General features: G+C 54.3%; 22 protein-coding genes and 1 riboswitch. Of the genes, 11 read left to right on the top strand and 11 right to left on the bottom strand.

What is annotated here, in order from left to right:
* The first annotated feature begins 85 nt into the window (after nucleotides 1–85).
* Nucleotides 86–2,308 carry a mechanosensitive channel protein gene (gene ybiO / locus AC3G3F_RS11820; protein WP_114048689.1) on the top strand — a complete coding sequence of 741 codons (2,223 nt, stop codon included), beginning with the start codon at nucleotides 86–88 and terminating at the stop codon, nucleotides 2,306–2,308.
* Here the strand turns inward: ybiO and rlmF are convergent.
* Complete coding sequence (gene rlmF, locus AC3G3F_RS11815; RefSeq protein ID WP_023246502.1) at nucleotides 2,305–3,231, bottom strand: 23S rRNA (adenine(1618)-N(6))-methyltransferase RlmF; 927 nt, start codon at nucleotides 3,229–3,231, stop codon at nucleotides 2,305–2,307. The genes ybiO and rlmF overlap by 4 nt on opposite strands.
* A gap of 204 nt (nucleotides 3,232–3,435) precedes the next feature.
* On the opposite strand from rlmF, the gene AC3G3F_RS11810 reads away from it, so the two are divergent.
* Complete coding sequence (locus AC3G3F_RS11810) at nucleotides 3,436–3,702, top strand: DksA/TraR family C4-type zinc finger protein (RefSeq protein ID WP_488395036.1); 267 nt, start codon at nucleotides 3,436–3,438, stop codon at nucleotides 3,700–3,702.
* A 284-nt stretch (nucleotides 3,703–3,986) separates the two neighbouring features.
* Nucleotides 3,987–4,247: a DUF1471 family protein YbiJ gene (gene ybiJ, locus AC3G3F_RS11805; RefSeq protein WP_080222384.1), complete on the top strand. Its 261-nt coding sequence runs from the start codon at nucleotides 3,987–3,989 to the stop codon at nucleotides 4,245–4,247.
* Nucleotides 4,248–4,401: 154 nt separating this feature from the next.
* Here ybiJ and ybiB read toward each other — a convergent pair whose 3' ends face one another.
* The 3 genes from ybiB to rhlE form a co-directional block, all read right to left on the bottom strand.
* On the bottom strand, nucleotides 4,402–5,376 hold the full coding sequence (ybiB, locus tag AC3G3F_RS11800; RefSeq protein ID WP_053529669.1) for a DNA-binding protein YbiB: 975 nt from the start codon (nucleotides 5,374–5,376) through the stop codon (nucleotides 4,402–4,404).
* A gap of 29 nt (nucleotides 5,377–5,405) precedes the next feature.
* On the bottom strand, nucleotides 5,406–7,550 hold the full coding sequence (gene dinG, locus AC3G3F_RS11795; RefSeq protein WP_488395034.1) for an ATP-dependent DNA helicase DinG: 2,145 nt from the start codon (nucleotides 7,548–7,550) through the stop codon (nucleotides 5,406–5,408).
* A 203-nt stretch (nucleotides 7,551–7,753) separates the two neighbouring features.
* Complete coding sequence (gene rhlE, locus AC3G3F_RS11790; RefSeq protein WP_488395032.1) at nucleotides 7,754–9,112, bottom strand: ATP-dependent RNA helicase RhlE; 1,359 nt, start codon at nucleotides 9,110–9,112, stop codon at nucleotides 7,754–7,756.
* Between the two features lie 229 nt (nucleotides 9,113–9,341).
* Between rhlE and cecR the strand changes: the two genes are divergently transcribed.
* Genes cecR through AC3G3F_RS11765 form a run of 5 tightly spaced genes read left to right on the top strand, consistent with a single transcriptional unit; the run spans nucleotide 9,342 to nucleotide 15,001 of the window.
* Entirely contained in the window at nucleotides 9,342–10,016 is a 675-nt protein-coding gene (gene cecR / locus AC3G3F_RS11785; protein ID WP_046093640.1) for a transcriptional regulator CecR, read from the top strand.
* The gene (gene hlyD, locus AC3G3F_RS11780; RefSeq protein WP_000743446.1) at nucleotides 10,016–11,011 is read left to right on the top strand and encodes a secretion protein HlyD; all 996 of its coding nucleotides are present in this window, start codon (nucleotides 10,016–10,018) and stop codon (nucleotides 11,009–11,011) included. The genes cecR and hlyD overlap by 1 nt, the downstream gene beginning before the upstream one ends.
* Nucleotides 11,004–12,740, top strand: coding sequence for an ATP-binding cassette domain-containing protein (locus tag AC3G3F_RS11775; protein ID WP_488395030.1), 1,737 nt, complete (start codon nucleotides 11,004–11,006; stop codon nucleotides 12,738–12,740). Before hlyD ends, AC3G3F_RS11775 begins: the two co-directional genes overlap by 8 nt.
* Nucleotides 12,733–13,863, top strand: a complete 1,131-nt coding sequence (locus AC3G3F_RS11770; RefSeq protein ID WP_046093642.1) for an ABC transporter permease — start codon at nucleotides 12,733–12,735, stop codon at nucleotides 13,861–13,863. The genes AC3G3F_RS11775 and AC3G3F_RS11770 overlap by 8 nt, the downstream gene beginning before the upstream one ends.
* 31 nt (nucleotides 13,864–13,894) lie before the next feature.
* Complete coding sequence (locus tag AC3G3F_RS11765; protein ID WP_000469042.1) at nucleotides 13,895–15,001, top strand: ABC transporter permease; 1,107 nt, start codon at nucleotides 13,895–13,897, stop codon at nucleotides 14,999–15,001.
* On the opposite strand, the gene AC3G3F_RS11760 is transcribed toward AC3G3F_RS11765, so the two are convergent.
* The gene (locus AC3G3F_RS11760; protein WP_000871970.1) at nucleotides 14,963–15,373 is read right to left on the bottom strand and encodes a YbhQ family protein; all 411 of its coding nucleotides are present in this window, start codon (nucleotides 15,371–15,373) and stop codon (nucleotides 14,963–14,965) included. The genes AC3G3F_RS11765 and AC3G3F_RS11760 overlap by 39 nt on opposite strands.
* A gap of 132 nt (nucleotides 15,374–15,505) precedes the next feature.
* On the opposite strand from AC3G3F_RS11760, the gene AC3G3F_RS11755 reads away from it, so the two are divergent.
* From AC3G3F_RS11755 to AC3G3F_RS11745, 3 genes are read left to right on the top strand one after another with little or no spacing between them, the layout of a single operon-like run.
* Nucleotides 15,506–16,264: an endonuclease/exonuclease/phosphatase family protein gene (locus tag AC3G3F_RS11755; RefSeq protein ID WP_488395027.1), complete on the top strand. Its 759-nt coding sequence runs from the start codon at nucleotides 15,506–15,508 to the stop codon at nucleotides 16,262–16,264.
* A complete protein-coding gene (clsB, locus tag AC3G3F_RS11750; RefSeq protein ID WP_053529665.1) occupies nucleotides 16,261–17,502 on the top strand; it encodes a cardiolipin synthase ClsB in 1,242 nt (413 codons plus the stop codon). Before AC3G3F_RS11755 ends, clsB begins: the two co-directional genes overlap by 4 nt.
* Nucleotides 17,502–18,464 carry a lysylphosphatidylglycerol synthase transmembrane domain-containing protein gene (locus tag AC3G3F_RS11745; RefSeq protein WP_488395025.1) on the top strand — a complete coding sequence of 321 codons (963 nt, stop codon included), beginning with the start codon at nucleotides 17,502–17,504 and terminating at the stop codon, nucleotides 18,462–18,464. Before clsB ends, AC3G3F_RS11745 begins: the two co-directional genes overlap by 1 nt.
* A gap of 93 nt (nucleotides 18,465–18,557) precedes the next feature.
* Here the strand turns inward: AC3G3F_RS11745 and AC3G3F_RS11740 are convergent, their stop codons facing one another.
* From AC3G3F_RS11740 to moaA, 6 genes are all read right to left on the bottom strand, one after another.
* The gene (locus AC3G3F_RS11740; protein WP_000373611.1) at nucleotides 18,558–19,262 is read right to left on the bottom strand and encodes a Bax inhibitor-1/YccA family protein; all 705 of its coding nucleotides are present in this window, start codon (nucleotides 19,260–19,262) and stop codon (nucleotides 18,558–18,560) included.
* A 47-nt stretch (nucleotides 19,263–19,309) separates the two neighbouring features.
* Nucleotides 19,310–19,762: a molybdopterin synthase catalytic subunit MoaE gene (gene moaE / locus AC3G3F_RS11735; RefSeq protein WP_023248169.1), complete on the bottom strand. Its 453-nt coding sequence runs from the start codon at nucleotides 19,760–19,762 to the stop codon at nucleotides 19,310–19,312.
* Nucleotide 19,763: 1 nt separating this feature from the next.
* Complete coding sequence (gene moaD, locus AC3G3F_RS11730) at nucleotides 19,764–20,009, bottom strand: molybdopterin synthase sulfur carrier subunit (RefSeq protein ID WP_023248170.1); 246 nt, start codon at nucleotides 20,007–20,009, stop codon at nucleotides 19,764–19,766.
* On the bottom strand, nucleotides 20,002–20,487 hold the full coding sequence (gene moaC / locus AC3G3F_RS11725; RefSeq protein WP_023248171.1) for a cyclic pyranopterin monophosphate synthase MoaC: 486 nt from the start codon (nucleotides 20,485–20,487) through the stop codon (nucleotides 20,002–20,004). The genes moaD and moaC overlap by 8 nt, the downstream gene beginning before the upstream one ends.
* A 2-nt stretch (nucleotides 20,488–20,489) precedes the next feature.
* The gene (gene moaB / locus AC3G3F_RS11720) at nucleotides 20,490–21,002 is read right to left on the bottom strand and encodes a molybdenum cofactor biosynthesis protein B (RefSeq protein WP_053510092.1); all 513 of its coding nucleotides are present in this window, start codon (nucleotides 21,000–21,002) and stop codon (nucleotides 20,490–20,492) included.
* 21 nt (nucleotides 21,003–21,023) lie between these two features.
* A complete protein-coding gene (gene moaA, locus AC3G3F_RS11715) occupies nucleotides 21,024–22,013 on the bottom strand; it encodes a GTP 3',8-cyclase MoaA (RefSeq protein ID WP_488395023.1) in 990 nt (329 codons plus the stop codon).
* Nucleotides 22,001–22,144: riboswitch (molybdenum cofactor riboswitch) on the bottom strand. Its footprint overlaps the gene before it by 13 nt.
* Nucleotides 22,145–22,165: the final 21 nt, after the last annotated feature.

Raw genomic sequence — 22,165 nt, 5'->3', positions numbered from 1 at the left:
CATCATGGAATAGTCCCATTTCATTTTCCCTCCCCTGTGCCATCTATACTTAGTGTTTTGCGTCTCTTTTCTCACTGGAGGAGTCATGCGGTGGACCCTGTTCATCCTGTTTTGTCTACTGGGCGCGCCTGCCCATGCGGTCGCCATACCCGGCGTGACCACAGGGACATCAACCAGCCAGCAAACAACACCAGAGCCCAGCCCTGAACAAAAAAAAGCGGCCTATGCGGCCCTGGCTGACGTACTGGAAAACGAGTCTTCACGTAACGAATTGATAGCGCAACTACGCGAAGCCTCAACCACGCCGCCGACCGAACCGGCGCCAGCGCTTGCGCCGCCTGCGGCCAAAGATGAGAAAACGGTACTGGAGAACGTCACCACCATCACCCGCCAGTACGGCGACGCTTTCGCCACCCGTTTCGCCCAGCTTTATCGTAACATCACCGATGCACCGCACAAGCCGTTTAACCCGCAGACCTTCACTAATGCGTTAACCCACTTTTTATTTCTGGCAGTCGCAGTATTTGGTTTTTATAGCGTGATACGGCTTTGCGCCCTGCCGTTATATCGAAAAATGGGTCTGTGGGCGCGCAAGAAAAACCGTGAACGCAGCAACTGGCTACAGCTCCCGGCGATGATCGTCGGCGCGTTTATTATCGACCTCCTGCTACTGGCGCTCACATTATTTATCGGTCAGATGCTCAGTGATAATTTCCATGCCGGAAGTCGAACTATCGCTTTTCAGCAAAGCCTGTTCCTGAATGCCTTCGCACTGATAGAGTTCTTTAAAGCGATTCTGCGGCTTATTTTTTGCCCTAATGTACCGGAATTACGTCCATTCACGATTCAGGACGCGACAGCGCGTTACTGGAATCGCCGTATGAGTTCGCTTAGCAGTTTGATTGGCTATGGGCTAATTGTTGCCGTTCCGATTATTTCCAACCAGGTGAATGTTCAGGTTGGCGCGATGGCTAATGTGGCGATCATGCTCTGCATCACTATCTGGGCGCTGTACCTGATCTTTAAAAACAAAGCTGAGATTACGCAGCATTTGTTAAGTCTGGCGGAACGATCGTTAGCCTTTTTTAGTCTGTTTATCCGCGCCTTCGCGCTGGTGTGGCACTGGCTGGCCAGCGCTTACTTTATCGTGCTGTTTTTCTTCTCGTTATTCGATCCCGGCAATAGCCTGAAGTTTATGATGGGCGCGACCGTCCGCAGTCTGGCGATTATTGGTATCGCGGCGTTTATCTCCGGTATGTTTACCCGCTGGATAGCGAAAACCATCACCCTGTCGCCCCATACGCAACGCAATTACCCGGAATTACAAAAGCGGCTTAACGGCTGGCTCTCCTCGGCGCTAAAAGTCGCACGCTTTCTGACCGTCTGCGTCGCCGTCATGCTGTTGCTCAACGCCTGGGGGCTATTCGATTTCTGGCACTGGCTACATTATGGCGCGGGGGAAAAGATGGTCGATATCCTCATCCGTATCGCGTTAATCTTATTCTTCTCTGCCGTGGGATGGACGATTCTCGCCAGTCTGATTGAGAATCGCCTGGCCTCCGATATTCACGGTCGCCCGCTGCCCAGCGCCCGCACGCGCACGCTGCTGACGCTGTTTCGCAATGCGCTGGCGGTGATTATCAGCACCATAACCATCATGATCGTGTTATCGGAAATCGGCGTCAATATCGCGCCATTGCTGGCTGGCGCGGGGGCGTTAGGTCTGGCGATCTCTTTCGGTTCGCAAACCCTGGTGAAAGATATTATTACCGGCGTCTTTATCCAGTTTGAAAACGGGATGAATACCGGCGACTTAGTCACCATAGGCCCACTGACGGGGACGGTCGAAAGAATGTCGATTCGTTCCGTCGGCGTGCGGCAGGATACCGGGGCATACCATATTATCCCGTGGTCCTCGATCACCACTTTCGCCAACTTTGTGCGGGGTATCGGCTCTGTTGTCGCCAACTATGACGTGGATCGCCATGAGGATGCGGATAAAGCGAATCAGGCGCTGAAAGACGCGGTAACGGCGCTGATGCAGACGGAGGATATTCGCGGGCTGATTATCGGTGAACCCACATTCGCCGGTATTGTCGGTTTAACGAACACGGCGTTTACTTTACGCGTATCGTTCACCACCCTACCGCTCAAGCAGTGGACGGTGCGTTTTGCCCTTGATAGCCAGGTGAAAAAGCATTTTGATCTGGCCAATGTTCGCGCGCCGGTACAAACGTATCAGGTTCTGCCCGCCCCCGCTGGCGGCCCGTCGCCTGATTCTCTGCCGCCGCGCGAACCGACGATTTAGCGTTTACGGGTGATAAAACGGCGACGCTGGTCGTCATCCATAAAGGTCCAGGCAATAAAGCGGCTTTGCTTTTGCCCCTGGGCCATCTCTTTTTTCACCACTTTCACCGCGCCAGCCTCCGTCAACGCCCGGTAAAGCGGCGGTAAATTCTCGCCACGCGACACCAACGTCGTAAACCACAACACCTGACGGCGGAAGGCTTGGCTTTCAGCAATCATTTTTTTAATAAAAGCGACTTCGCCGCCTTCACACCATAGCTCCTGCTGTTGACCGCCAAAGTTCAGCGCATCATCTTTATTCTGCCCCAAATTGCGGCGCTTACGCTCGCTGCCCGCGCGGGCTGCGGCGGCGGAGTCGTGAAAAGGCGGGTTACAAAGCGTTGCGTCAAAAGATTCATTTTTATGAATGATACCGGTAAAAATGGCCGCCGGATCTTTTTGCCGACGCAGACGAATCGCGCGGCTTAACCCCGCATTTGCCTGAATGATAGCCTGCGCGCTGGACATCGCCGCGTCGCTGACTTCACTACCGGTAAATCGCCAGCCATATTCATGTACGCCAATAAGCGGATAAATACAGTTAGCGCCCACGCCCACGTCCAGAATGGTTGCCTGCGCCGGAATACTCCCTGTCGTTTCACCAAGCAGATCCGCCAGATGGTGAATATAATCCGCACGACCAGGCACCGGCGGACATAAAAACCCTTGCGGAATGTCCCAGTGTGTGACGGCATAAAAATGCGCCAGCAATGCCTTATTGAGCGCTTTTACCGCTTGCGGATTAGCAAAATCAACGCTCTGTTCACCTGCGGGCGTGCGGGTAAGAAAGGAGGTCAATTCCGGCGTGGTCTGACACAGTGCGGCGAGATCATAACGGTGTTGATGGCGGTTGCGCGGGTGTAACCCCGGTTTCTGGGCGGACATGGCATTCTCCTTTTAGCAGCGGCGTAAGATACCCGTATAACGCCACGGGGTAAATATACCACCGCGAATTCCCTGCCTCGCTCGATTTATCGGATACCTGAATATCATTGGCTCTGCTCATGGTCTGAAAAGGTCGCGCGATGCGATTTTTTCGCCTGACGGCGCTACACTTAACCTCAGGCACCCTACAATCAGGAGAGCGTGATGGCATCCGGCTGGGCAAATGACGACGCAGTGAATGAACAAATCAACAATACCATTGAAGATGCCGTTGCCCGCGCTCGCGGCGAACTTCCGCACGGCGAAAGTCTCGATGAATGCGAATCTTGCGGCGACCCTATCCCTGAAGCGCGGCGTAAAGCCGTACCGGGCGTTCGGTTATGTCTATCCTACCAGCAGGAGAAAGATTTACATAATGCAACATTTTCAGGATATAATCGCAGAGGTTCAAAAGACAGCCAGTTACGCTAACCTTTCTTTACCTAAACCGCCAGTATTATCCATTCCTTTACGCTCATGCTTTTTAGCGTTCTGCGTCGCAGAATGTGCCGTTAACCTCGGCTCTGTAAAGCCAGATGACAAGAACGGTAAATTCCACCGTTGAATTAATTAATAATCAATAGGTTATTTGTCATTCAAAAATTTTGAGCAAGGCCGTCAATTCTATTCGATTTTATCTTTCGCAAAAAACCGTGATACTCATCACATCGACGAAACAACGTCCCATAAACAGAATAACCTGCGAGAGATGAACCATGAAAACCATTAAATATGCTGTTGCAGCCATCGCGCTTTCCACCCTTTCTTTTGGCGCTTTTGCCGCAGAATCGGTTAGCGCGTCTCAGACGCAAAACCTGCATAAAATCGGCGTAGTTTCTGCCGACGGCGCCACCACGCTGGATGGCCTGGAGGCTAAACTGGCCGAAAAAGCCGCTGCTGCTGGCGCAAGCGCTTATAACATCACCTCCGCCGTGGGTAATGACAAAATGAGCGGTACTGCGGTGATTTATAAATGATTTACCTGCCCGCCAGATTTCAGGCTGTAACATCGCTGTTGTTTGGATTCTGACGGGTATTACCCTCGTCTGCTTGCCAACAGACCCACTGCTCCAACCCTCATTAACCCTGTTTGTTACCCTTATTTGCCCGTCCGCCACTGGACGGGTTTTTTTATTCGCTAAAAGTCTGTTCGACTCGCGCAAGCCCGTCTTTTAACGTCGCCGCCTCTCCCGTCGCAACCAGACAACAGGCCATTTGCGTTTTTAATGATTGCGGCACCGGCTCGCGTCCGGCAACGCAGCGCTCAATCCAGCGCGCGGTGATTTCAGGATCTTTATTCGCAGGCAGTGAAAACGGCTCGTCGTGCGTGTCGCTCTGACGCTCATGTAGTACCTGCACGCCGCGGCTATCAATCAGGCTGATTTGCGGACAGCGTTGCGGGTTGGCATAGACTTCACCTTCGGTGCCATGCATCAGCAAAGCCCGCCCGCCAATGCGGCTAAAAAAGGTCGCCACACGCGGTACATATTCAGGATGAGAAACGCTTGATAAACGCAGCGCGGCATCCTCAGCAAACGGCGTCGCCAGTTTAGCCAGTGAATGCGCGCTGTTGCGCACGCCCATCCGCCAGCGCATCGCCAACTGTTTTTCCAGTGGCGGACAGAGCGCGCTCACCGGGATAAACACCGGCTGGTGTCCGTCCAGTTTGGCCTGCGCTTGTCCGCCGTGTAGGGTGGGTACAATCCCCATCAGCTCAAATAGAGTTTCCGTCAGTACGCGGGTCGGATCTTCACTGACGCCGTGCACTACGACTGGAAAGCCCAACTTATGCAGCAGGATGGCCAGCAGCGGCGTTAAATTCGCCTGTTTACGCGCGCCGTTATAGCTGGGAATAACAATCGGCAGCGGCTTATCCGCAGGCGGTGTCAGTTTGATGGTATGATTCTGCATGGCTTCATAAAAGCCCAGCATTTCGGCTCCGCCTTCGCCTTTAATACGCAGCGCCATCAATATGCTGCCCATTTCCAGGTCGGGGACGTCGCCATTCAGTATTCGGGTATACAAACCGCGCGCGGTATCCAGATCCAGATCGCGGGCGTGATTTTTACCTCGCCCGATCTCTTTGATGATCTTGCGATAATCCATTGAAAGCTCCTTAAAGTGTGCTCACAGCATTAACGCCGTCGGCGGCGTGCAGGTTTTGCTTTTGGTTTTACTATAACGTCTGGCACGGCAGGCTGCTCTATCGGAAAAACAGGTAAGGCATTCAATAAACGCTGTCCGTAGTTTTTGGTCAACAAACGCTTATCATAAATGACCACTTCTCCCCGACAGGCGTGGCTACGGATCAATCGCCCTACCTGCTGAATTAAATTAAAAGACGCACTTGGTAAGCTTTGTACCTCAAACGGATAACGATTCAGGCTTTTTAGCCATTCGCCTTCAGTGATCACGACCGGGCTGTCAATCGGCGGGAAGGCAATTTTATGGATATGGACCTGCGTCAGCAGATCGCCTTTAAGATCCAGCCCTTCGGCAAAAGACTGAAGCCCAACCAGCACGCTGCGTTCGCCGCTCTCCACCCGTTTACGGTGCAGCTCCACCAGCCGGTAACGCGGCTGATCGCCCTGGACCAGGAGGAGTAAGCGCACATCAGCGACATGCTCCAGAAAACGCTGCATCGCCCGCCCGCTGGCGAATAGCACCAGCATACCATGATGTTTTTTGCTCTCCAGTTGCTCGCGAAAATAGGCCGCCATTTCGGCTATATGCTGCTCTTCGTTATCAATGGTGGGTTCGTAGCGCATTTGAGGAATCACCAATTTCCCCTGCTCCACATGATTAAATGGCGAATCCAGCGCTACAAAGCGGTCGCCGGCTTTTTCTTTTAAGCCGCTCATTTCCTGCAGGCGCGAAAAGCTATTAAGCGAGCGCAGCGTCGCCGAGGTGACAATAATGTGCGGTACGCTGCGCCATAACAATCTTTCCAGCTGATCGCTGACGCGGATACCGACACAATGGAACCAGACGTGGAGCTGCCCTTCGCGTATTTCGCGCGTCGCCCATTTGGACACCGGCGCGCCTGAAGACTGCGCCATCGAAGCCAGCCGCCATAATTTACTTTGCGCCTCGAACATTCCCAGCGCCCGGTTCATCTGTAAAATCACCCGATGCAAACGCACAATATCGTGCGACCCGGTTTTTTCGCTGAGATCGTTGAGAAAGGACTCCGCCAGCCCACGCAGCGTTTCGGTCAGCTTCGCCAGCCGCTGGCAGATTTCCATGACCTCAGCGGGCAACTCGCCCATTGCAAAACGGTGCTCCGCCTCCTGCGCTGCGGGCATATACAGATTAAGAATGGCATTGAGCGAGGCGATCAGCTCGTATACCTCCTCGCAATGAGCGTTAAGTCGCTCAGGATTCGCTAACGGCGGCGTGGTTTTAGGACGAAATTGCTCCATGCAGGTCGCCACCAGTTTGTTGAACAGATCCAGTTGCAGACGATACCAGGAGGCGGTAATTTCCGCGCTCATCTCCAGCGCGTCGCGAGCGACATCGGGCAGATGATGACCTTCATCCAGTACCAGCAGCAGATGCTTCGGTTCCGGCAGTACGGCTTCGCTTTCCATCGCCGCCATTACCAACGCGTGATTCGCCACCACGACTTCCGCTTCCTGTATTTCACGTCGGGCGACAAAGAATGGACATTCGCGGTAATAGTGACAGTTGCGGTTCAGACAACTGGCTTTATCGGTACTTAATCGTCGCCACAGATCGTCGTCAATAGCAATGTCGGTATGATCCCGCAGACCATCCCATTTGTAACCGTCAAGATCCCCTTTCAGCCTGGCGCAGCGCTTTTGCTCTTCCTGGTTGTTAGGCGTCAGTTCGTCATCAAGAAAGGCGAGCAGATCCTGCTGCGTAGGCTCGCTACTGGCGAGCGCCGTCAGGTTTCGCGGACACACGTAACGCCCGCGGCCAAAGGCGGCGGTAAAGCGCAGATCGGGGATGATTTTTCGTAGCAGCGGCAAATCTTTGCTAAAGATCTGATCCTGTAACGCCACGTTAGCGGTACTGACCACCAGCGTTTTTTGCTCTTCCCGGGCAATGGCGATGCCGGGAATAAGATAGGAAAGGGTTTTCCCGACGCCGGTCGGCGCTTCAATAGCCAGATGTCTCCCTTCTTCCCCGGCCAGCGTTCTGGCGACGTCAGCAATCATCTGCCGCTGCGGCGCACGGGGAATAAAGTCGGGAATCTGGTCCTGAAGCGCCTTATACCAGGCGGCGATTTGCGCTTTCAGCGCAGCGGTCAATGCCATGAGAAAACCTGAAGTACTGTATAAACAGCCACTATTGTGTCACATTTCAGGGGCGGGAAATACCTTTTTTGCCGGTTCTGGAATACGGCTCGCAACGCCGCTTTTATCTGCCGGATGGCGGCGACAAGCGCCTGATCCGCCTACGCCGCGTCATACGCAGGCCCGGTAGGCGTCGCGCTACCGGGCATATTGCCGGATAAAATTTACTGGGCGGGCGTGATTCTGCGCGGGCGACGCGGCGGACGCGCTTTGTCGCCAGCGGGTTTCCCCTCGCCTGCGCGCGGTTTTGATTTCGCCTTCGGCGCCCCGCTATCCTGACGTCGCGGCTGCTGACTGCGCCCCGCTCCGCCTTGACTTTGACCGCGTCCACGACCGCCGCCGCGCTGCTGACGGCCATTCTGAATCGGCTCCGCTTTAATCGACGGGTCCGGCTCATAGCCCGGCGTCGTAATGCGTGGGATCTCTTTTTTCAGCAACTTTTCGATATCACGCAACAGTTTATGTTCGTCAACACAGACCAGCGACAGCGCCTCGCCGGTTGCCGCCGCGCGACCGGTACGGCCAATACGGTGTACATAATCTTCCGGCACGTTAGGCAGTTCATAGTTGACCACGTGCGGCAGTTCTTCAATATCCAGACCACGCGCCGCAATATCCGTCGCCACCAGCACGCGAATATCGCCGGATTTAAAATCGGCCAGCGCGCGGGTACGTGCGCCCTGCGATTTATTACCGTGGATCGCCGCGCTGCGAATACCGTCTTTATTAAGCTGTTCCGCCAGATGGTTCGCGCCATGTTTGGTGCGGGTGAAGACCAACACCTGCTGCCAGTTGCCCTGGCCAATCATTTGCGACAACAATTCACGCTTACGTTTTTTATCCACAAAATGCACGTGCTGCGTCACCTGCTCTGAGGCCGTATTGCGGCGCGCCACTTCGATTTCCAAAGGGTTGTGCAACAGCTTTTCGGCGAGCGCTTTGATGTCGTCGGAGAAAGTGGCGGAGAACAGCAGGTTCTGACGCTTCGCCGGCAGTTTCGCCAGCACGCGACGAATGTCATGAATGAAGCCCATATCCAGCATACGGTCGGCTTCATCCAGTACCAGAATCTCAATCTGATCCAGCTTCACGGCATTTTGATGTTCCAGGTCAAGCAGACGTCCCGGCGTCGCCACCAGCACATCCACGCCGCCGCGCAGTTTCATCATCTGCGGATTGATGCTTACGCCGCCAAATACCACCAGCGAGCGAATGTTAAGATATTTACTGTAATCTCTGACGTTTTCGCCAATTTGCGCCGCCAGCTCGCGGGTTGGCGTGAGGATCAACGCACGCACCGGACGACGACCTTTAGCGTGCGGCTGATGGGTAATCAGATGCTGCAACAATGGCAGGGTAAAGCCCGCCGTTTTACCGGTCCCGGTCTGGGCGCTGGCCATCAGATCGCGGCCTTCCAGCACGGCGGGAATCGCCTGCTGCTGAATAGGGGTAGGTTCACGGTAACCCTGCTCGGCAATGGCGCGCAGGATATCAGGGTTTAATCCCAGGGAATCAAAAGACATAACTACTCCGGACCGCCCCGACCGTTGCCGGTGTAGTTTTCAGGGAGATGCTCAAATTTGGAATGACAAAAACCACAATGTCATGAAGGGGCGGAGTGTAGCAGTTTTTGTGATGCGGCGCATAAATTATCCCGAAAGGTGGCAAAGACAAATTAATCGACCACACTGGACAAGTGCCATTATGAGTCATAATCTTAATCAATCGATTGATTAAGAATTAGGGCGTGTGATGAATATTCCCACCACGACCACCAAGGGCGAGCAGGCGAAAAGCCAGCTAATTGCCGCCGCGCTGGCGCAGTTTGGCGAGTATGGCCTCCATGCCACCACGCGCGATATCGCCGCGCTGGCGGGGCAAAATATTGCCGCCATTACTTACTATTTCGGCTCAAAAGAGGATTTATACCTCGCCTGCGCCCAGTGGATTGCCGATTTTCTTGGCGAAAAATTTCGCCCCCATGCTGAAAAAGCGGAACATCTGTTTAGCCAGCCAGATCCTGACCGGGACGCCATACGCGAGTTAATTCTGCTCGCCTGCAAGAACATGATTATGCTGCTGACGCAGGAAGACACCGTTAACCTGAGTAAATTTATTTCACGCGAGCAGCTCTCTCCCACGTCGGCCTATCAACTGGTTCATGAACAGGTTATCGATCCGTTGCACACCCATCTGACAAGATTGGTTGCCGCTTATACTGGCTGCGACGCCAATGATACGCGCATGATTTTGCATACCCATGCCTTACTGGGCGAAGTGCTGGCGTTTCGTCTCGGCAAAGAAACTATTTTGTTACGTACCGGCTGGCCGCAGTTTGATGAAGAAAAAGCGGAGCTGATTTACCAGACGGTAACCTGCCACATCGATCTTATTCTGCACGGTTTAACGCAAAGGAGTCTGGACTGATGAAAAAACCTGTCGTTATCGGACTGGTAATCGCAGCGATCGTCGCTGTGATTGCCGGTGGAACCTGGTGGTATCAAAGTCGGCAGGACGATGGGCTGACGCTATACGGTAATGTCGATATTCGTACCGTCAATATCAGCTTTCGCGTCGGCGGCAGGCTGGCGTCGCTGAATGTTGATGAAGGCGATACTATCAAAGTCGGACAGGTGCTCGGCGAACTGGATCACGCGCCATACGAAAACGCGCTGATGCAGGCGAAAGCTGGCGTGTCGGTCGCTCAGGCGCAATACGATTTGATGCTGGCAGGCTATCGCGATGAAGAGATAGCCCAGGCCGCCGCCGCCGTCAGACAAGCGCAAGCCGCCTATGACTACGCGCAAAACTTTTATAACCGTCAGCAAGGACTGTGGAAAAGCCGCACCATTTCCGCTAACGATCTGGAAAACGCCCGCTCATCGCGCGATCAGGCGCAGGCGACGCTGAAATCCGCGCAGGATAAACTGAGCCAGTACCGTACCGGTAATCGTGAACAGGATATCGCCCAGGCGAAAGCCAGCCTGGAACAGGCAAAGGCCCAACTGGCGCAGGCGCAGCTTGATTTGCAGGACACCACGCTTATCGCGCCTGCCAACGGGACCTTGCTCACTCGCGCGGTCGAGCCGGGCAGTATGCTGAACGCCGGCAGCACGGTATTAACGCTCTCGCTGACCCGCCCCGTCTGGGTGCGCGCCTATGTCGATGAACGCAACCTCAGTCAGACACAGCCGGGACGCGACATTCTGTTGTATACCGACGGACGTCCTGACAAACCTTACCACGGCAAGATTGGTTTCGTTTCGCCCACCGCGGAATTTACGCCGAAAACTGTCGAAACGCCGGATCTGCGTACCGATCTCGTCTATCGCCTGCGCATTATCGTCACCGATGCGGACGATGCGTTACGCCAGGGGATGCCGGTCACGGTGAAATTTAATGACGAGGCACGGCATGAGTGAGGCCGTTATTACACTGCACGGTCTGACGAAGCGCTTTGCGGGAATGGATAAACCCGCCGTCGCGCCGCTCGACTGTACCATTCATTCCGGTTATGTCACCGGACTGGTAGGGCCGGACGGCGCAGGAAAAACCACGCTGATGCGTATGCTGGCGGGCCTGCTCAAAGCCGATGGCGGCAGCGCGTCTGTATTGGGCTTCGACCCGATACAAAACGACAGCGAGCTGCACGCGGTTCTGGGCTATATGCCGCAGAAATTCGGTCTGTATGAAGATCTTACCGTCATGGAGAACCTTAATCTCTATGCCGATTTGCGCAGCGTTACCGGCGAGATACGGGAAAAGACCTTTGCCCGTTTGTTGGAGTTTACCGCCCTCGGCCCTTTTACTGGCCGTCTGGCGGGGAAATTGTCCGGCGGAATGAAGCAAAAACTGGGGCTGGCCTGTACGCTGGTCGGCGAACCAAAAGTGCTGCTGTTGGATGAACCGGGCGTTGGCGTTGACCCGATTTCACGGCGCGAGTTGTGGCAAATGGTCCACGAACTGGCGGGCGACGGGATGCTGATTTTATGGAGCACCTCCTATCTGGATGAAGCCGAACAGTGTCGCGATGTGCTACTGATGAATGAAGGCGAGCTGCTCTATCAGGGCGAACCTAAAGCGCTGACGCAAACGATGGCCGGTCGTAGCTTTCTGATGAGCAGTCCACAGGAAAACAACCGTAAGTTGCTACAGCGAGCGCTCAGACTGCCGCAGGTGAGCGACGGCATGATTCAGGGACGTTCGGTACGCCTGATCCTGAAAAAAGAGGCGACCGCAGCAGAGATTCGTCAGGCCGAAGGGATGCCGGAAATCACCCTCAATGAGACCGCGCCGCGCTTCGAAGATGCGTTTATCGATCTGCTTGGCGGGGCGGGAACCGCGGAGTCTCCGCTGGGTTCAATCCTTCATACGGTTGAAGGCACTCCCGGCGAAACGGTGATTGAAGCGCAGGAACTGACGAAAAAATTTGGCGATTTCGCGGCCACAGACCATGTTAATTTCGTCGTACAGCGCGGCGAGATTTTTGGCCTGCTCGGCCCGAACGGCGCAGGTAAATCAACCACCTTTAAAATGATGTGCGGCCTACTGGTGCCGACGTCCGGCAAGGCGCTGGTGCTGGATATGGACCTGAAAGTCAGCTCCGGCAAAGCCCGTCAGCATTTGGGCTATATGGCGCAAAAATTTTCGCTTTACGGCAACCTGACGGTCGAGCAGAACCTGCGTTTTTTCTCTGGCGTCTACGGTTTGCGGGGCCGCGCGCAGAATGACAAAATTCAGCGCATGAGCGAAGCGTTTGGTCTGAAAAGCATTGCTTCGCATCCCACCGATGCGCTGCCGCTGGGCTTTAAACAGCGACTGGCGCTGGCCTGCTCGCTGATGCACGAACCGGATATTTTATTCCTTGATGAACCAACGTCCGGGGTTGATCCCCTCACCCGCCGTGAATTTTGGCTGCATATTAATAGCATGGTGGAAAAAGGGGTCACGGTAATGGTGACGACCCACTTTATGGATGAGGCGGAATATTGCGATCGCATCGGACTGGTTTATCGCGGGAAGCTTATCGCCAGCGGTACGCCGGACGATCTCAAAGCGCAGGCCGCCGATGAGCAACAGGCCGATCCGACGATGGAGCAGGCATTTATCACTCTCATCAATGACTGGGATAAGGAGCATACGCATGAGTAAGTCTCTCTCCTGGCGCCGCGTGCGTGCGTTGTGCGTCAAAGAGACGCGCCAGATCGTTCGCGATCCCAGTAGCTGGCTGATTGCGGTGGTGATCCCGCTGCTGTTGCTGTTTATTTTCGGTTACGGCATTAACCTCGACTCCAGCAAGCTGCGGGTGGGGATTCTGCTTGAACAGCAAAGCAAGGAGGCGCTGGACTTCACTCATGCGATGACCGGTTCACCCTATATCGACGCGACCATTAGCGATAATCGCCATGAATTAATTGAAAAAATGCAGGCCGGACGCATTCGCGGACTGGTGGTGATTCCGGTGGATTTCGCGCAACAAATGGCGCGCGCCGGTGACAGCGCGCCAATTCAGGTTATTACCGATGGCAGTGAGCCAAACACCGCCAACTTCGTTCAGGGTTATGTTGAAGGCATCTGGCAAATCTGGCAACAACAGCGGGCGGAAGATCGCGGCGACACTTTTGAACCGCTCATCGATGTTCAGACGCGCTACTGGTTTAACCCGGCGGCGATCAGTCAACATTTTATTATTCCCGGGGCAGTGACCATTATCATGACGGTAATTGGCGCGATCCTCACCTCGCTGGTCGTTGCCCGCGAATGGGAGCGTGGCACGATGGAGGCGCTGCTCTCAACCGAAGTGACGCGTGTTGAACTGCTGCTGTGTAAGCTTATTCCCTATTACTTTCTCGGTATGCTGGCGATGCTGCTCTGCATGCTGGTATCGGTGTTTATTCTCGGCGTACCGTATCGCGGTTCGCTGGTGATTCTGTTTATCATCACCAGTCTGTTTTTACTGAGTACGTTGGGGATGGGGCTGTTGATTTCCACCATCACTCGTAACCAGTTTAACGCCGCGCAGGTGGCGCTGAACGCCGCCTTTTTACCCTCGATTATGCTGTCCGGGTTTATCTTCCAGATAGACAGTATGCCTGCGGTGATCCGCGCGGTGACCTATATTATTCCGGCGCGCTATTTTGTCAGTACCCTGCAAAGTCTGTTTCTGGCTGGCAATATTCCGGTCGTGTTAGGCATTAACGTACTGTTTTTAATCGCCTCGGCGGTGATGTTTATTGGCCTGACGTGGCTAAAAACCAAACGACGGCTGGACTGATGATTTGCTATCCGGCACTGAGGGCAAGACTATGTTTCATCGTTTATGGACGTTAATCCGCAAAGAACTGCAATCGCTTTTACGCGAACCGCAAACGCGCGCGATCCTGATTCTGCCGGTGCTGATTCAGGTTATCCTGTTTCCGTTCGCCGCGACGCTTGAAGTCACTAACGCGACCATCGCCATTTATAACGAAGATAACGGCAAACATTCGGTAGAACTTACCCAGCGCTTTGCCCGCGCGAAAGCGTTTACCCATGTGCTGTTGCTGAACAGTCCGCAGGAGATCCAGCCGACTATTGATACGCAAAAAGCGCTGCTGCTGGTGCGCTTCCCGGCGGATTTCTCGCGGAATCTGGATACCTTCCAGCCTGCGCCGATGCAACTCATTCTTGATGGACGTAACTCCAACAGCGCGCAAATCGCCGCCAATTATCTGCAACAGATCGTCAAGGAGTATCAGCAGGCGTTGATGGACGGCAAGCCAAAGCCCAACAATAGCGAACTGGTGGTACGCAACTGGTATAACCCGAATCTGGACTACAAGTGGTTTGTGGTGCCCTCGCTGATCGCCATGATCACCACTATCGGCGTGATGATCGTTACTTCGCTGTCCGTCGCCCGCGAGCGTGAACAAGGCACTCTGGATCAACTGCTGGTCTCTCCGCTCACTACCTGGCAGATTTTCGTCGGTAAAGCGGTGCCGGCGCTGATTGTCGCGACCTTCCAGGCTACGATCGTGCTGGCTATCGGCATTTGGGCGTACCAAATCCCCTTCGCCGGTTCGTTAGCGCTGTTTTATTTCACGATGGTGATTTACGGGCTGTCGCTGGTAGGCTTTGGCTTGCTGATATCATCGCTTTGCGCCACGCAACAGCAGGCGTTTATCGGCGTCTTTGTCTTTATGATGCCGGCGATTTTGCTCTCGGGTTATGTCTCACCGGTGGAAAATATGCCGGTCTGGCTGCAAAACTTGACGTGGATAAACCCTATCCGCCACTTTACTGATATTACTAAGCAAATTTATCTTAAGGACGCGAGTCTGGGGATTGTCTGGGGAAGTTTGTGGCCGCTACTGGTGATAGCGGCCACCACAGGTTCAGCGGCGTATGCGATGTTTAGACGCAAAGTGATGTAGCTTTTTATCTTTCGCCAGTAGCGAAACCACGGCGGGCCCGGCCAGGATAGCCAGCCCCGCCAGCGCCAGTAAAACATTATTTTGCAATACGCGGGATAGCAGCCAGAGGACAATCAGCGCGGTGCCGAAGTACCAGGTGGTAGTCAGCTCTTCCAGCACATCCGCCACATCGCGCCAGCGTTGCTCATGATGACGCTGCAACGCCAGCATCAGCAGTACCGTCACGCCATAAAGCACGCATAATCCCAGGCCGACGCGCACTAATGTGCCGCTCATCCAGCCTATTACCAGCATCGCCACTACCAGTAAATGCAACATAATCTGCCAACAACCGAGGCCGGTTGCGACACGAACGCGTTGTTGCCACTTCATGGCTTTTCTCCTGAAGCATTTTTCTCTCATTATTCAGAGTACCGAACTTTACGGAAAATTCCGTAAGACCGCATCTTTTTGTGACGACGACTACACTATTTCAATCAGGATAGTGACGCGGACAGGAAGAAAATGACTCAACACACGCGAAATTTTTCATTCAAAGTGCTCACGATTAATACGCACAAAGGTTTTACCGCCTTTAATAAACGCTTCATCCTGCCGGAGCTACGCGACGCCGTCAGAACGGTCGGCGCCGATATCGTCTGTCTGCAAGAAGTGATGGGTGCGCATGAGGTGCATCCGCTGCATATCGAAAACTGGCCGGACACCACCCATTATGAATTTTTGGCCGACACCATGTGGAGCGATTTCGCCTATGGCCGCAATGCGGTCTATCCAGAAGGCCACCACGGTAATGCGGTTCTTTCTCGCTATCCCATTGAACATTATGAAAATCACGACGTCTCGGTCGACGGTAGCGAAAAACGCGGCGTGCTCTATTGCCGCATTACGCCGCCCATGCTCAACCACCCTATCCACGTCATGTGCGTGCATCTCGGCCTGCGGGAGAGCCATCGGCAGGCGCAGTTAACCATGCTGGCGGGATGGGTGAATGCCTTGCCGGAATCAGAACCAGTACTGGTGGCCGGAGACTTTAATGACTGGCGGCAAAAGGCCGGCCCTCCGCTAAACGCAGCCGGGCTGGAGGAGATATTCACCCGCGCCCACGGTCGACCGGCGCGCACTTTCCCGGTGAGTATGCCGCTGCTGCGACTCGATCGTATTTACGTCAAGAATGCTAACGCCAGTTCTCCTACGGCGCTACCGCTGCGGAACTGGCGACATTTATCAGACCATGCCCCCCTTAGCGCGGAGATCCATCTATGAAATGCGGCTGGCGTGAAGGTAATCAAATTCAGCTACTGGAAAACGGCGACCAGTTCTATCCTGCCGTGTTTACGGCTATCGCTCAGGCACAGCAAAAAATCATTCTGGAAACCTTTATCTTATTTGAAGATGAGGTGGGCAAAAAACTCCATGCCGCTCTGCTAAAAGCCGCACAGCGCGGCGTAAAAGCCGAAGTATTACTCGACGGCTACGGCTCTCCCGATCTCAGCGACGCGTTTGTCGGTGAGTTAACCGCAGCGGGCGTTATTTTTCGCTATTACGATCCCCGCCCGCGTCTACTGGGGTTGCGAACCAATATCTTCCGCCGAATGCACCGCAAAATTGTGGTGATTGATGATCGTATTGCCTTTGTCGGCGGCATTAACTATTCCGCCGAGCATATGTCGGATTACGGCCCGCAGGCGAAACAAGACTACGCGGTACGGGTCGAAGGGCCTGTAGTGGCCGATATCCTGCAATTCGAAGTCGAGAACCTGCCGGGGCAAAGCCCTGCGCGCCGCTGGTGGAAACGCCATCATCAGGCAGAAGAAAACCGCCAGCCCGGCGAGGCGCAGGCGCTGTTTGTCTGGCGGGATAACGAAGAGCATCGCGACGATATCGAACGTCATTATCTGAAAATGCTGACCCAGGCAAAGCGTGAAGTGATTATCGCTAACGCCTATTTTTTCCCCGGCTATCGCTTGCTCCACGCAATGCGTAAAGCCGCCCGCCGTGGCGTGAGCGTAAAACTGATTGTCCAGGGGGAGCCAGACATGCCGATTGTCAAAGTCGGCGCGCGGTTGCTCTACAACTATCTGGTGAAGGGCGGCGTACAGGTTTATGAATACCGTCGCCGTCCGCTGCACGGCAAAGTGGCGCTGATGGACGATCACTGGGCCACGGTAGGGTCAAGTAATCTCGATCCGCTCAGCCTGTCGCTTAATCTTGAAGCTAACCTGATCATTCACGATCGCAATTTTAACCAGACCCTGCGCGATAATTTACAAGGCATCATCGTGAATGATTGTAAGCAGGTCGATGAGTCAATGCTGCCGAAACGCACCTGGTGGAACCTGACCAAAAGCGTGCTGGCGTTCCACTTTTTACGCCATTTCCCGGCGCTGGTCGGCTGGCTACCTGCGCATACCCCGCATCTGGCGCAGGTTCCCCCACCTGCCCAGCCAGAAATGGAAACCCAGGATCGCGTTGATCCAGAAAATACAGGAGTGAAGCCCTAATGGCTAAATCGCATCCGCGCTGGCGGCTGGCTAAAAAAGTGCTGACCTGGCTGTTTTTTATTGCGGTCGTCGTTCTGCTGGTGGTTTATGCTAAAAAGGTCGACTGGGGCGATGTCTGGACCGTCATCCGCGACTATAACCGCACGGCACTTTTAAGCGCCGTGGGACTGGTGATCGTTAGCTATCTTCTGTACGGCTGCTACGACCTGCTTGGACGGCTTTATTGCGGCCATAAACTGGCGAAGCGGCAGGTTATGCTGGTATCGTTCGTCTGCTACGCCTTTAACCTGACGCTCAGCACCTGGGTCGGCGGGATCGGAATGCGTTACCGACTTTACTCCCGCCTCGGCTTGCCAGGCAGTACTATCACGCGTATTTTCTCGCTCAGTATTACCACTAACTGGCTGGGCTATATTCTGCTTGGCGGCATCATTTTTACCTTCGGCGTTGTCCAGCTTCCCGACCACTGGTATATCGATGAAGGCACGCTACGTATTCTCGGTATCGTTTTATTGTTGATTATCGCGGTCTATCTGTGGTTTTGCGCCTTTGCAAAGCGGCGGCATATGACGATTAAAGGGCAGAAACTGGTGCTGCCGTCATGGAAATTCGCGCTGGCGCAGATGGCGATCTCCAGCGCGAACTGGATGGCGATGGGCGCCATAATCTGGCTGCTGATGGGCCAGGATGTGAACTATTTCTTTGTACTGGGCGTACTGCTGGTGAGCAGTATTGCGGGCGTCATCGTACATATTCCGGCAGGCATCGGCGTGCTGGAGGCCGCATTCCTCGCGTTGCTGGCGGGCGAACATACGTCGCAAGGCACGATTATCGCCGCCCTGCTCGCTTACCGCGTGCTTTACTATTTTATTCCCCTGTTGCTGGCGCTGGTGTGTTATCTGGTCCTGGAGAGCCGGGCGAAAAAGCTGCGGGCGAAAAACGAACGGGCGATGGCGAAATGATCGTGCGAAACTGCCTGATGGCGCATAGCTTTCAGGCCTACAAAGTGCCGTAGGCCTGATAAGGCGCTGCGCATCGCCATCCGGCAATGAAACTTAGCGACGGTTGCCAAAAATACGCAGTAACATCAGGAACAGGTTGATAAAGTCCAGGTACAGCGTTAACGCGCCGAGAATCGAATATTTACGCAGATTAGCGCTATCGCGGGTATCTATTTGCTCGCCGATATTTTTCAGTTTCTGCGTGTCATAGGCCGTCAGACCGACAAACACCACCACCCCGATATAGGTTACCGCCCACATCAGCGCTTCACTCTTCAGCCAAAAATTGACCAGCGAGGCCAGAACGATACCAATAAGCGCCATAAACAGCATATTGCCGAAACCGCTAAGATCGCGTTTAGTGGTGTACCCGTACAGGCTCATGGCGCCAAACATTCCGCCCGTCACCACAAACGTGCTGGCGATAGAGGAGTAGGTGTAAACGATAAAAATACTGGATAACGTCAATCCGGTTAGCGCCGAATAGAGCATAAACAGCGTCGTCGCCATTCCGGCGCTAAGCTTATGCACCAGTCCCGACAGAACAAACACCAGCGCAAGCTGGGCAATAATTAAGCCAAAGAAGGTGATCTTACTGGAAAAGACAAACATCATGACGGCTGGCGTATTAGCCGCATACCACGCGATAAACGCGGTCAGTAACAGTCCGACCGTCATCCAGCCATACACTTGCGCCATATAGGTCTGCAGGCCAGAACGCGCCTGCACTATTGAATCAGATCGTGGAAATCTGTCCATGATAAACTCCTGTGTGGAAATGATACCCTAAAGCGTATCACATTATGCTACCAACGTTTCGCCGACTGCTGGTCGCTGTCGCGCGCTTCAACCCAGCGATCGCCTTCCGGCGTGGCTTCACGCTTCCAGAACGGCGCACGGGTTTTCAGATAATCCATAATGAACTGACCGGCGTCGAACGCGCTACTGCGGTGCGCGCTGGTGACGCCGACAAACACGATCTCATCGCCCGGCCATAATTCGCCAACGCGATGAATCACCGTTACCCGACCCAGCGGCCAGCGGGAGCGCGCCTCAGCGACGATCTCCGCCAGAGCTTTCTCTGTCATGCCAGGATAATACTCCAGCGTCAGCGCCTTAACGCTATCGCCCAGGTTATGATTGCGCACTTTTCCGGTAAAGGTGACGACCGCGCCGTCTTCGTCGCGCGCCGCCAGCCAGGGATATTCCTCCCCGATGCTAAACGGCGCAGGACCGACTATAATTCGCGTTTCACGCATGTTAGCCTCCCGTGACTGGCGGGAAAAACGCCACTTCATCGCCCGCCGTCAGCGGATGGTCAAAACTCACCAACGTCTGGTTGACCGCCGCCAACAGCTTGCCGTCTTCCAGCGCCATCGCCCAACGATCGCTCTTTGCCGCCAGATGCTGTCGCAGCGACTCAACGGTGGAAAAATCTGCTGGAAGATCCAGCGCGTCAGTTCCTGTAAGCTCGCGAACCTGGGCGAAGAAAAGCACCTTAATCATGCGCATCCACCTTAAAATCCCCTGATTTGCCGCCGCTTTTCGCCAGCAGACGCACCGGACCAATCACCATATCTTTTTGTACCGCTTTGCACATGTCGTAGATGGTTAACGCTGCGACGGACGCCGCGGTTAACGCTTCCATTTCGACGCCCGTTTTACCGGTCAGGCGACACAGAGACTCAATACGCACGCGGCGATGCTCCGGCTCGGCCTGAAGCTGAACCTCCACTTTACTTAGCAGTAACGGGTGGCACAGCGGGATCAGCTCCCAGGTGCGTTTGGCGGCCTGAATACCGGCAATACGGGCGGTCGCGAAAACATCGCCCTTGTGGTGTTTGCCATCAATAATCATCGCCAGCGTCTCACTACGCATGGTAACGAATGCTTCCGCCCGCGCTTCACGAACGGTTTCCGCTTTGGCGGAAACGTCCACCATGTGCGCTTCGCCTGCGGCGTTTATATGGGTTAATTGCGACATCGTTATTTCTTTAAATGAGGATGAAAATTACATGGGCGCGTACGGGCATCCAACTGCGGCGCAATGATATTCTCCCATGCGGTTCTGCACGCTTTTGTGGAGCCCGGCATGGCGAAAATCAAGGTGTTATTCGCCACGCCAGCTACCGCGCGCGACTGCAGAGTTGCGGTGCCGATCTCTTCAAACGAGAGCATTCGAAACACTTCGCCAAATCCTTCCACTTCACGATCGAACAGCGGCAACAGCGCTTCCGGCGCCTGATCGCCTTCGGTCAAACCGGTCCCGCCAGTCATCAATACGACCTGCACCTCATCACTGGCAATCCAGGCGGAAACCTGGGCGCGAATCGCGTAACGGTTCTCTTTAACGATGGCTTTTGCCACTACTTGATGCCCGGCCTCCTGCGCCGAATCACGCAGATAATGACCGGAGGTATCGTCGTCTTCGCCGCGTCGATTGGAAACAGTAAGAATAGCGATGCGGGTCGGGATAAATTCAGCGCTTACCTGACTCATCTGAAATCTCCTTATTAAGGATTAACCGCCAATGTAGGATAAATTTTGCGTAATACCAGTATTGCTCTGGTGAAGGAAATGGGTCTGCTTTTTCTCCCGCAACGCGTCGGAAATACGTTCCTCAAGCGCGTATTGCTGCGCGTCATCCTGCAACAGGTCGCGCAAACTCAAGCCGCCGTCGCCAAACAGACATAAATGCAGCTTACCGACGGACGAAACGCGCAGGCGGTTACAGGTGGCGCAGAAGTCTTTTTCATACGGCATAATGAGGCCGATCTCACCGGCATAATCGGGGTGACAAAAAACCTGCGCCGGGCCATCGCTACGCTGGCGTTGCTGGTGGATCCAGCCGCGCGTAATCAGCTCGTCGCGCAGTACCTGACCAGAAATATGATGTTTACGGAAGAGGTCGCTCCCCTCGCCCGTCTCCATAAGTTCAATGAAGCGTAGCTGAATGGGGCGAGGCTGAATCCATGCAAGGAAGGTATCCAACTGATGGTGATTCACATCGCGCATCAGCACGGTATTGACTTTCACCTTTTCGAAACCGGCGTCAAAAGCGGCATCGATGCCCGCCATCACCTGGCGGAATTTATCCTGACCGGTAATCGCATGGAACTGACGCGCATCCAGACTATCCACGCTGACGTTGACGCCCGTCAGACCCGCTTCGCGCCAGTTCGCAGCATCACGCGCCAGTCGATAACCGTTAGTTGTCACCGCGATCTGGCGAATAGCGTCATTTTCACCTACGGCGGCAATGATGTCGGTAAAATCGCGACGTAATGAAGGCTCGCCGCCGGTAAGACGCACCTTTTCCGTGCCAAGACTGGCAAAAGCGCGCGTAACGCGACGAATTTGATCGACGGTAAGGAAACCATTGTTAGTGACGCCGCCTGGTTTGTAGCCATCCGGCAGACAGTAGGTGCAACGAAAGTTGCACACATCGGTAATCGACAAACGTAAGTAATAAAACTTACGCGCGAAAGCATCGGTAAGTTGTGAAGCCATGTACACCTTTCCAAATACGGGAGGCGGAGTCATTTCTTCCTGCGCCCTGGTGGCAAACGCTGAACGTTGTCACGGCCAAAACACCGTATCAAAATGACCCAGGTGCAGAGGCTAGAGTGTTTACTGTGGTTATGCCGATACTAGCGTGTAAA

This window comes from Salmonella sp. FC25216, from assembly GCF_057751355.1.
Note: the sequence above shows the minus strand (reverse complement) of the source record. Positions and strands in the feature narration are given on the sequence as shown.